The organism is Mesorhizobium sp. M0898 (genome assembly GCF_040319695.1).
Taxonomy (GTDB): Bacteria; Pseudomonadota; Alphaproteobacteria; order Rhizobiales; family Rhizobiaceae; genus Mesorhizobium.
Map to the genome: position 1 here is coordinate 1 of NZ_JAMYOE010000083.1, position 11,449 is coordinate 11,449.

An 11,449-nucleotide genomic window follows, 5' to 3' on the forward strand; every position below is an offset into this window, starting at 1 on the left:
TGAGCTCGGAGGTGGTCGAAGCCAGCTCAGAACGCAGGTCGCCGGCGATCTTCTCGAGGTCCATGCCGGCCAGAAGGTCGTGGATCGCCTCGGCGCCGATCATGGCGGTGAACGAATCCTCGCCATACTCGTCGACGGCCATCATGTACTCTTCCTCGCTGAGCAGCTGGTGCTCCTTCAGCGCGGTGAGGCCGGGTTCGGTAACGATGTAGTTCTCGAAGTAGAGGACCCGCTCGATGTCCTTCAGCGTCATGTCGAGCAGCGTGCCGATGCGCGACGGCAGCGACTTCAGGAACCAGATGTGGGCGACCGGTGCCGCCAGCTCGATATGGCCCATGCGCTCGCGGCGGACGCGCGACAGCGTGACTTCGACGCCGCACTTCTCGCAGATGACGCCCTTGTATTTCATGCGCTTGTACTTGCCGCACAGGCACTCATAGTCCTTGATCGGGCCAAAAATGCGCGCGCAGAACAGGCCGTCACGCTCCGGCTTGAAGGTGCGGTAGTTGATGGTCTCCGGCTTCTTGATCTCGCCGAACGACCAGGACAGAATCTTCTCAGGGCTGGCAAGCGAGATCCGGATGGAATCGAACACCTGCGCAGGCGCCTGGGGATTGAAGAGATTCATGACCTCTTGGTTCATGCCGTTCTCCTTTTCGGGGTCCTCGAAAACCCCTTGCATCTAGCGCGGGCCAAACGCCCGCCGACTTGATCGGCCATCGGCCGAGAATTTGGTGCGTCCGGTCGCGGGAAGACCGCGGCCGGACGTCTTGCTTACTCGGCCGCGTCGGGCAGCCGGATCGGGTTGTCGTCGAGCTTGGTGTTCTCCAGCTCGACATTGAGGCCGAGAGACCGCATTTCCTTGACGAGAACATTGAAGCTCTCGGGGATGCCGGCCTCGAATGTGTCGTCGCCTCTGACGATCGCCTCGTAGACCTTGGTGCGTCCGGCGACGTCATCCGACTTCACCGTCAGCATCTCCTGCAGCGTGTAGGCGGCGCCGTACGCTTCGAGCGCCCAGACCTCCATCTCGCCGAAGCGCTGGCCACCGAACTGCGCCTTGCCGCCCAGCGGCTGCTGGGTAACGAGCGAGTACGGACCGATCGAACGCGCGTGGATCTTGTCGTCCACAAGGTGGTGAAGCTTGAGCATATATATGTAACCCATCGTCACTTTGCGATCGAACGGCTCGCCGGTGCGTCCGTCATAGAGCTGCGACTGACCGCTGGTGTGCAGGCCCGCCTGCTCCAGCATGATGTTGATGTCGGCCTCGTGCGCGCCGTCGAACACCGGTGTCGCGATGGAGACGCCGCGGCGCATCTGCTCGCTGAGGCGAACGATGCTCTCGTCGTCATATTCGCGGACCGGCTCGTTGCGGTCGTTGGCCGGCATGAAGCTCTCGAGCGTCTTGCGCAGCGGCTTGATGTCGCCCGCTGTCTTGTACGCATCGATCAGATCGCCGATCTTCCTGCCCATTCCGGCGCAGGCCCAGCCCAGGTGCGTTTCCAGAATCTGGCCGACATTCATGCGCGACGGCACACCCAGCGGGTTGAGCACGATGTCGGCATGCGTGCCGTCCTCGAGGAAAGGCATGTCCTCGACCGGAACGATCCGCGACACGACACCCTTGTTGCCGTGTCGGCCGGCCATCTTGTCGCCGGGCTGCATCTTGCGCTTCACGGCCACGAAGACCTTGACCATCTTCATGACGCCCGGAGGCATTTCGTCGCCGCGCTGCACCTTCTCGACCTTGTCCATGAAGCGCTGCTCGAGCGCCTTCTTGGAATCGTCGTACTGGCCGCGCAGGGCTTCCAGTTCGCTCTGGAGCTTTTCGTTCTCCACGGCAAACTGCCACCACTGCGAACGCGGATACTCGTCGAGCGTGTCCTTCGACAGCTTCGAGCCCTTCTTGAAGCCCTTCGGCCCGGCAATCGCTTCCTTGCCGACGAGAACGTCGGAAAGACGCGAATAGACGTTGCGGTCGAGGATCGCCTGCTCGTCGTCGCGGTCCTTGGCGAGGCGTTCGATCTCCTCGCGCTCGATCGCCATGGCGCGCTCGTCCTTCTCGACGCCGTGGCGGTTGAAGACACGCACTTCGACGACGGTGCCGAAGGTTCCCGGAGGCATGCGCATCGAGGTGTCGCGCACGTCCGAGGCCTTTTCACCGAAGATGGCGCGCAGCAGCTTTTCTTCCGGCGTCATCGGGCTTTCGCCCTTCGGCGTGATCTTGCCGACCAGGATGTCGCCCGGCTGCACTTCCGCACCGATGTAGACGATGCCGGCCTCATCGAGGTTCTTCAGCGCTTCTTCCGAGACGTTGGGAATGTCGCGCGTGATCTCCTCCGGCCCCAGCTTGGTGTCGCGGGCCATGACTTCGAACTCCTCGATGTGGATCGAGGTGAAGACGTCGTCGGCGACGATGCGCTCGGACAGGAGGATGGAATCCTCGTAGTTGTAGCCGTTCCACGGCATGAACGCGACCAGCACGTTACGGCCGAGGGCCAGATCGCCGAGCTCGGTCGACGGACCGTCGGCGATGATGTCGCCCTTGTTGACCCGGTCGCCCATGCGCACCAGCGGACGCTGGTTGATGCAGGTGTTCTGGTTCGAACGCTGGAACTTCATCAGCCGGTAGATATCGACGCCGGACTTGCCGGGGTCGAGATCTTCCGTGGCGCGGATGACGATACGCGTCGCGTCCACCTGGTCGACGATGCCGCCGCGGCGGGCGCCGATGGCGGCGCCCGAGTCACGGGCGACGATCGGCTCCATGCCGGTGCCGACGAACGGCGCTTCGGCGCGCACCAGCGGCACGGCCTGACGCTGCATGTTCGAGCCCATCAGCGCACGGTTGGCGTCATCGTTCTCCAGGAACGGGATCAGGGCCGCGGCCACCGACACCATCTGCTTCGGCGACACGTCCATGAGATCGACGTTTTCGCGCGGCGCCATCATCACTTCGCCGGCGTTGCGGCAAATGACGAATTCGTCGACGAAATGACTATTCTTGTCGAGCTCGGCATTGGCCTGCGCGACGTGGTGCTTGGCCTCTTCCATAGCCGAGAGGTAAACGACCTCATTGGTCAGCTTGCCGTTGACGATCTTGCGGTACGGGCTCTCGATGAAGCCGTATTTGTTGACGCGCGCGAAGGTCGCAAGCGAGTTGATCAGGCCGATGTTCGGGCCTTCCGGCGTCTCGATCGGGCAGATGCGGCCGTAATGCGTCGGGTGCACGTCGCGCACTTCGAAACCGGCACGCTCGCGGGTCAGACCGCCCGGCCCAAGCGCCGAAAGACGGCGCTTGTGGGTGATCTCCGAAAGCGGGTTGGTCTGATCCATAAACTGCGACAGCTGCGAGGAACCGAAGAACTCGCGCACGGCGGCAGCCGCCGGCTTGGCGTTGATCAGGTCCTGCGGCATCACCGTATCGATCTCGATCGAGGACATGCGTTCCTTGATCGCGCGCTCCATGCGCAGCAGGCCGACGCGGTACTGGTTCTCCATCAGCTCGCCGACCGAGCGCACGCGGCGGTTGCCGAGATTGTCGATGTCGTCGATCTCGCCCTTGCCGTCGCGCAGTTCGACCAGCGTCTTGACCACGGCCAGGATGTCGTCCTTGCGCAGCACGCGCACGGTATCCTCGGCCTTGAGCTCGAGCCGCATGTTCATCTTGACGCGGCCAACGGCCGACAGATCATAGCGCTCGCTGTCGAAGAACAGCGAGTTGAACATGGCTTCAGCGGTTTCCAGCGTCGGCGGCTCGCCGGGGCGCATGACGCGGTAGATGTCGAACAGCGCGTCCTGGCGGCTCTCGTTCTTGTCGACGTTGAGCGTGTTGCGGATGTAGGCGCCGACGTTGACGTGGTCGATGTCGAGGACCTTGATCTCATCCTCACCGGTGCCAAGCAGCACTTTCAGCGTCTTTTCGTCGATCTCGTCACCGGCTTCGAGGAAGATCTCGCCGGTCGCGTAGTTGACAATATCCTCGGCAAGGTAGTTGCCGAGCAGATCCTCGTCGGTCGCCTTGATCGCCTTGAGACCCTTTTCGCCAAGCGCCCTGGCCTGGCGGGCGGTGATCTTCTTGCCGGCCTCGACGACGACTTCGCCGGTGTCGGCGTCGACCAGGTCACCAACGGCCTTGAGGCCGCGGAAACGGTCGACGTTGAACGGGATGCGCCAGTGGTCGCCGGCGCGCTTGTAGGTAATCTTGTTGTAGAAGGTCGACAGGATCTCTTCGCCGTCCATGCCGAGCGCCATCAGCAGCGACGTCACCGGAATCTTGCGGCGGCGATCGATGCGGGCATGCACGACGTCCTTGCTGTCGAACTCGATGTCGAGCCACGAACCGCGATAGGGAATGACGCGCGCGGCAAACAGGAGCTTGCCGGACGAGTGCGACTTGCCCTTGTCATGGTCGAAGAAGACGCCCGGCGAACGGTGCATCTGCGAGACGATGACGCGCTCGGTGCCGTTGACGATGAAGGTGCCGTTCAAGGTCATGAGCGGCATGTCGCCCATGTAGACGTCCTGCTCCTTGATGTCCTTGATCGACTTGGCGCCGGTATCCTCGTCGATATCGAACACGATGAGGCGCAGCGTCACCTTGAGCGGCGCCGCATAGGTCAGGTCGCGCTGACGGCATTCGTCAACGTCGAATTTCGGTCCCTCGAACTCATACTTCACAAATTCCAGCATCGAGGAGCCGGAAAAATCGGAAATCGGGAAGACCGACTTGAAAACTGCCTGCAGTCCCTCGTCAGGACGCCCACCCTTGGGCTCCTCCACCATCAGGAACTGGTCATAGGATGCTTTCTGAACCTCGATCAGGTTCGGCATCTCCGCAACTTCCGGGATCTTTCCGAAAAACTTGCGTACGCGTCTGCGGCCATTGAAAGTCTGGGTCTGGGCCATCGTCGCTCCTTAGCTCAATTCTCGGGACGAGCCTCGCCGCGGCTCGCCTTGCATCTCGGGCCACCTTGGCGGCCCTGCCTTGTTGCCCGCCGCCTGTCGGCGGCTTCTTGTCTTTTCACCCGGCGCCAATTGGCGGCGGGCCAGAAACGGGAGAAAACCCGTTTCCTGAAGGCCGGTTTGCGGCCCTCAGGAAAGAGGTTTTCGCACTCTTCGCGTTACGCAGCCTCCCTTCGACGCGAAAGGAGTGGCGGACGGCGCGCCCCGGTCGGCCGGTACTCAACGCTTACTTCAGTTCGACCTTGGCGCCGGCTGCTTCCAGCTGGGCCTTGAACTTGTCCGCGTCGGCCTTGGAAACGGCTTCCTTGACCGGCTTCGGAGCCGCCTCGACCAGGTCCTTGGCTTCCTTGAGGCCAAGACCGGTGATGGCGCGAACTTCCTTGATGACGTTGATCTTCTGAGCGCCTGCCTCGGTGAGGACGACGTCGAATTCCGTCTTTTCCTCGACCGGAGCAGCAGCGGCCGCAGCGCCGCCGGCAGCGGCAACCGCCACCGGAGCAGCGGCGGAAACGCCCCACTTTTCTTCAAGAAGCTTCGACAGCTCGGCCGCCTCGAGGACGGTCAGCTTCGAAAGGTCGTCTACGATCTTTGCCAGATCAGCCATTGCAATGTTCCTTCATAAGGTTCGAACGTGTGTTTGTGATAGCGAGGAACGGCCTCATGCCGCCTCGTCCTTCCGGGCGTAAGCGCCGATGACGCGCGCGACCGAAGCCGCAGGCGCATTGACGATCTGGGCGATCCGGGTTGCCGGCGTGGCGATCATGCCAACCAGCCTGGCGCGCAGCTCATCGAGCGACGGAAGTGTGGCGAGTGCCTTCACACCGTCGGCATTGAGCGAGGTGGTACCCATTGCGCCGCCGAGAATGACGAGCTTGTCATTTCCCTTGGCGAAATCGGACGCGACCTTCGGCGCCGCAATCGGATCCTCCGAATAGGCGATCAGCGTCTGCCCCTTGAACAGCTCGATGATCGATGCGGAGTCCGTGCCCTGAAGAGCGATTTTGGCGAGACGGTTCTTCGCGACTTTGACGGTGCCACCGGCGGCGCGCATTTTCGACCGAAGGTCGTTCATTTGCGCGACGGTGATACCGGCGTAGTGGGCCACGACGACTGAACCAGCGCTTGAAAACGCATCATTCAGGCCCGTGACGAGTTCGCGTTTTTCCGCTCTGTCCACTGCCTATCTCCAGTTGACCCCTGCCCTCTACGAAGGACAGGCGTCGGGTTGCCTTTTGCCGGCCGGGCCATCCAGTAACGGATCTCCCGAACGACGCTCGAGGATCCTGCCCCCTTTCGCCACACCTGCCGGCAAGCCGGACGGTGCGCAGACAAAAGGCAAACACGGTTCGAACCTTTCATTGGAGCTTGTGGCTCCTTTGTCCGGTCTTCACCCGTCTCATGCAGGCCCGCATGAATTAAGGCCCACATCACCTAAGGCTTGGGGGCCGCCTGCAATCTCGGACAGGATGTCCGGAAGTCTTTCGACTTCCGGTACCGGGCCGCCGACAGGTCGGAGGCCCGGAATTCTTTCACGGATCAGCGTTTAGCGGCCGATCCAATTGTTCGTATCAGGACGCTGCCAGCGTCGAGACGTCGAGCTTGAGGCCCGGACCCATCGTCGAGGTGACCGACACCTTCTTGACGTAGTTGCCCTTGGCACCAGCCGGCTTTGCCCTGGTCACCGCATCAGCGAAGGCACGGACGTTTTCTTCCAGCGCCTTGACGTCGAACGAGACCTTGCCGACGCCGGCGTGAACGATACCGGCCTTCTCGACGCGGAACTCGACGGCGCCGCCCTTCGATGCCTTGACGGCGGCGGTAACGTCGGTGGTGACGGTGCCGACCTTCGGGTTCGGCATCATGCCGCGCGGACCGAGCACCTTGCCGAGACGGCCGACCAGCGGCATCATGTCCGGCGTGGCGATGCAGCGGTCGAAGTCGATCGTGCCCTTCTGGACGATGTCGACCAGATCCTCGGCTCCGACGATGTCGGCGCCGGCGGCCTTGGCCTCCTCGGCCTTGTCGCCACGCGCGAAGACGGCGACGCGAACGCTGCGGCCGGTGCCGTTCGGCAGGTTGACCACGCCGCGGACCATCTGGTCGGCATGGCGCGGGTCGACGCCGAGGTTCATCGCGACTTCGATCGTCTCGTCGAACTTCACCGAGGAGCGATCCTTGAGCAGCTTCAGCGCCTCACCCAAAGCGTAAGCCTTGTTGGGATCGATGCCTTCGCGGGTCTTCGATACACGCTTTGCAATCTTTGCCATGATCTCAGCCCACCACTTCCAGACCCATCGAGCGGGCGGAGCCCTCGACCATGCGCATGGCCGCCTCGACGTCGTTTGCGTTCAGATCCTTCATCTTCTGCTCGGCGATGGCGCGCACCTTGTCGCGGCCGATCGTGCCGGCCTTGACCTTGCCCGGCTCCTTCGAGCCCGACTTCAGGTTGGCGGCCTTCTTCAGGAAGTAGCTCACCGGTGGCGTCTTCATGACGAAGGTGAACGACTTGTCCTGGTAGTAGGTGATGACGACCGGAACCGGCGAGCCCTTTTCCATTTCCTGGGTCTGCGCGTTGAACGCCTTGCAGAACTCCATGATGTTGATGCCACGCTGACCAAGCGCCGGGCCGATCGGGGGCGACGGCGTGGCCGATCCCGCGGAAACCTGGAGCTTGAGCTGGCCTGCAATCTTCTTAGCCATCTCTCTTCCTGCCTTTTCTCATGCCGGTCTTGCCGGCGGTTGCAGTCTGGTGGTGCGGTCCGCGCGGCCGGCTAAAGCCGCATTCGCCTCCCACCCGTTTTTGGCCGCGCGATCTCCGCGCCGCCTTCCCTGCCGCCGAAACCGGTGCAGGGATTTCGGATCAGCCCTTCTCGACCTGTCCGAATTCCAGATCGACCGGCACAGCGCGCCCGAAGATCGATACTTCCACCTTGAGCCGCGCCCGCTCCTCGTCCACTTCCTGGACGAAACCGTTGAAGGACGCGAATGGTCCATCCGAAACGCGGATCGCTTCGCCGATCTCGAACGTCACCGACGGCTTCGGCCGCTCGACGCCTTCCTGAACCTGGTTCAGGATACGCTGGGCCTCGGCTTCGGTGATCGGCACCGGCTTGGAGTCGCCCAGGAAACCGGTGACCTTCGGCGTGTTCTTGACGAGCGAGAACACGGCGTCGGTCAGATTGGCTTTCAGCAGCACATAGCCCGGAAAGAACTTGCGCTCGGCATCGACCTTGCGGCCGCGGCGGATCTCGACGACCTTCTCGGTCGGCACCACGATCTGCTCGATGTCGGCGGACAGGCCCTTCTGCTTGGCCTTGTTCTCGATGTCCTCGGCGACCTTCTTTTCAAAGTTCGAGTAGGCGTGGACGATGTACCACCGCGCGGTCATTTCAAGACTTCTCCGTAATCGCCGGACTTACTGTCCGAGGCCGAGGATTTTTTCGACCGCAAAGCCCATGGCCACGTCTGCGGTAAAGAAAAAGATCATCGCGATGACCGCGAACACAAGGACCATCACCGTCGAGATCATCGTTTCGCGCCGCGACGGCCAAGTGACCTTGGCGGTCTCCGCGCGAACCTGCTGGAGAAAGGTGAAGGGATTTGTGGTTTTCGAAGCCATATGCCGCTCTGTCTGCAAGACCCGTTGGCCGGGCCTCCTGGATGATCCCGCTGGCCGGGACGTGCCGCTTGAGCGTGCGTTCGCGCCGAATCAGCGCAATCATTTCGCCCATGCAAATCAGACGCGTAAAGCCGGCTTCCCAGCTCCACGCGTCGCGTGTCTGTCTCGTCTACATAAAACCGATTCTTGATCCACGCAAGTGGCAAGTGTCCGCTTTATGGCCAAACGCCGCCTCGGAACCATCCAGTCGTCCCGTCCCGGCTATGCGGCCCTTATGCCGCAACTTGTGCCATATGGCAAGTCACAAGCCGATTTTCAAAGGCCGCACTGCAAAAGAATCGTTTTAGGTATCCATTCAAAGAATGGCACGGGCAGCAGGGCTCGAACCTACGACCTGCGGTTTTGGAGACCGAATAGCCTTCCCACATCATCCTGTTTACAATGTGATATTTGCCATTTCCAGCATCGATGTGCAAGGATTTGTGTAAGGCTTCACCTCAGTTTCCGTCCGAATCCTAGTCCTTAGGCTTCGCTGTCTGCTGGGCAACCTTCCCCAAAGCGACGAGGGCATCGAATTGCGCGGCTGAAAATTCTCCGCCCTCACGCACTCGATCCCGATGGCTCGCGTCGAGCCCCGTCAGTAACGATGCGAGCCGTTCCACGAAACGTGGCGCTCTGGCACCCCTCGGCGGCATCGCTTCAAGCGCCATCCAGGTGAGCCCAATGAGTTCGTCTGGAGCCTTGCCGGCGTCGATGAGCGCCACGGCGCGCTGGGAGAAGGTGTTGAACTGAATGTCCCTCGGCTCTTTGTCGTACCGCTCCGCCAGAGCCAGGGCTGACGCCGTCTGCTTTGCTATACGCTCGATACTGGTGTGTCCGAGAAACACCGCAACACGGGCAGCCGCGCGGATCTCCCCATCTGAAGCCGTAATTTCCCGCTTTTTCAGCACCCGTTTAATCGTGGCGCAGCGTTTCGAGAAATCAGGCGGCAGACACAGATAGGACACGTCCACCCGGCCGGGCCTTTTTATTGCGCTGTCGATGCGATCATCATAATTGGTCGCCAGAATGAAGATGACGGATTCTTCCTCCCGAAGGTCAGCCAGCTTTGTGAGCATCCCAGGCGTCAGCAACTGAAAAGCGCTCTGCTGGGCGCGAAACAGCTCACTGTCCCGATCCAATAGGAATTGATCGAGCTCGTCGAACAGGACCACGGCCATCATTTGATGCCTGAGCACCTCGAAGATCAGCTTTGCCCGCCGCTCCATGTGGGCGTCGCCGGTGGTGAGAAAGTCGCTCACCGTCACCCGGATCATGGGCACGTTCAACGCTGCGGCGAGGTTTTTCGCCGTCGTGCTTTTCCCGGTTCCAGGAGGCCCGTAGAGCAGCATCGACCAGTTGGGCTCACCCGAGCGGGTAAGCCGAGGCTCGACGAAACACCTGCCGATGTCCTCATAGAACCGATAGTCAGGATTAGTGCCTGCGGGCTCGAATTTCGTAACGATGTCATTCCAGGCAGGCGGGGTGCCCACCGGAAGCGTCACGTCCAGTTCGGATAGCTCCAGAAGCTCACCCGATATGTGTTGGTCAAGGTAATCCCGGAAAATCACCAAAAATTCCAGGATCTGGCTATTCTCCCAGATGTGGAGGTAGGATCCGCCGAGCCGCTCCGATCGCCAGCCCATGACCTCTCCAATCGCCAGCGACAACGGCAGCCGCCGGCCTTTCAGCCAATCCCAGTATTTGAGGATCACTGCGAGATGCGTGTTTCCCAGGGCGTTGGACCGGCGTCCCGGTGACCGAGCGTCCAGAATGGAAAGGCTGCATAAAAGGGAGGTCGCAGTCTCAATCCCAATGGCATAGAGAACTTCGCCGCGATGGGATGTTGTTAGAGGCGTCTGCGGCCGCCAACTGCCGGTTCGCTCTTGCGCCGCGTGGATAATCTTAAAAACCCGCTCGGCGGTGGCTTCGTCGACTGTCTCAGGTCGAGTGTGCAGCATACCCTCAAGGCAGAATGCCAGTTCACACGCGTCAAAACGACTGTCTCCGACGTCTCCATAGGACAGATGCTCTCGGATGCCTTCCTGAAATCTCTCGAAGGCCTTTTTGAGCAATTTCTTGCGAACCGCCTGACTGCCCTCGTCGCTTTGCGCGGGCAATGTTCGCAAACAGCGTACGAAGCGCAACAGGATGTAGAAGGTTGAGCCACTCATTCGCTCGCCCGTCTTAAAGCCATCATTGAGAGCTCGGCTCGGCTCGGCGTGGCCGTCTGACCCCAGAATGCTTTCGCAGCGCTTGAGGATGAGAGCTGTCAGTACCGCGATGAGGTCTTCGGTGCTGCGGTCATGCGCGAACAGGTCCGCATGCCAGCTGAGCGTCAGAATATCGTCCTTGCCGTAGGTCGAGGAGTTGCATCCTTTGCGGCTCCGCCAATCGGCCAAGAGCAGCTTCTTGGCGGCCCTCAGCCGCTTGTGCCTTTCTGATTTGGAGTCCAGCTCGGGCAACTTACTCGAGGCGTGCCAATGATATCCGTGAGCAGCCCGTTGGCGCGGCCGGCCGTGGGCGCCCTGCATCGCAGCGGCGATCATCGACGTCGTACTCTGCGAGAATTGGGTCGGAGCGCTGTCCGGCTCCTCTCCAATGTAATAAGGCCACGCAAATTTTTCGGTGAACGGCACGGTATCGATGAGGTTTGTGATCGCCTCGATGCCTGTGTCGATGGCCTGGCCCCCCCCGGTTGGGGGGGGGCGCCCGACAAAAGGGTGAAGGGGGGGTCTAGAATGACAAAAATATAGCCCCCCAAAACAAAAGAGCAAGTTAAAGGTTGAATAGCACCCCCCCCCGAACCCCCCGGGGCACCCC

General features: G+C 61.3%; 8 protein-coding genes and 1 pseudogene. All 9 read right to left on the reverse strand.

Annotation, left to right across the window (positions count from 1 at the left end; genetic code table 11):
* Positions 1–643 (reverse strand): annotated as a pseudogene (locus NKH90_RS33465) (DNA-directed RNA polymerase subunit beta'); the annotation flags it as partial.
* Positions 644–774: 131 nt separating this feature from the next.
* Positions 775–4,911 (reverse strand): DNA-directed RNA polymerase subunit beta, encoded by a 4,137-nt coding sequence (gene rpoB, locus NKH90_RS33470; protein WP_352823538.1) that lies wholly within the window; start codon positions 4,909–4,911, stop codon positions 775–777.
* 283 nt (positions 4,912–5,194) lie between these two features.
* A complete protein-coding gene (gene rplL, locus NKH90_RS33475) occupies positions 5,195–5,572 on the reverse strand; it encodes a 50S ribosomal protein L7/L12 (protein ID WP_023680442.1) in 378 nt (125 codons plus the stop codon).
* Between the two features lie 54 nt (positions 5,573–5,626).
* On the reverse strand, positions 5,627–6,145 hold the full coding sequence (gene rplJ, locus NKH90_RS33480; protein ID WP_008875657.1) for a 50S ribosomal protein L10: 519 nt from the start codon (positions 6,143–6,145) through the stop codon (positions 5,627–5,629).
* Positions 6,146–6,536: 391 nt separating this feature from the next.
* Positions 6,537–7,235 (reverse strand): 50S ribosomal protein L1, encoded by a 699-nt coding sequence (rplA, locus tag NKH90_RS33485; protein ID WP_023680441.1) that lies wholly within the window; start codon positions 7,233–7,235, stop codon positions 6,537–6,539.
* A 4-nt stretch (positions 7,236–7,239) separates the two neighbouring features.
* Entirely contained in the window at positions 7,240–7,668 is a 429-nt protein-coding gene (gene rplK / locus NKH90_RS33490; RefSeq protein ID WP_023680440.1) for a 50S ribosomal protein L11, read from the reverse strand.
* A gap of 160 nt (positions 7,669–7,828) precedes the next feature.
* The gene (nusG, locus tag NKH90_RS33495) at positions 7,829–8,356 is read right to left on the reverse strand and encodes a transcription termination/antitermination protein NusG (RefSeq protein WP_006333333.1); all 528 of its coding nucleotides are present in this window, start codon (positions 8,354–8,356) and stop codon (positions 7,829–7,831) included.
* A 27-nt stretch (positions 8,357–8,383) separates the two neighbouring features.
* Complete coding sequence (gene secE, locus NKH90_RS33500) at positions 8,384–8,587, reverse strand: preprotein translocase subunit SecE (protein ID WP_023680439.1); 204 nt, start codon at positions 8,585–8,587, stop codon at positions 8,384–8,386.
* A gap of 515 nt (positions 8,588–9,102) precedes the next feature.
* Positions 9,103–11,175 carry an AAA family ATPase gene (locus tag NKH90_RS33505; RefSeq protein WP_352823540.1) on the reverse strand — a complete coding sequence of 691 codons (2,073 nt, stop codon included), beginning with the start codon at positions 11,173–11,175 and terminating at the stop codon, positions 9,103–9,105.
* Positions 11,176–11,449: the final 274 nt, after the last annotated feature.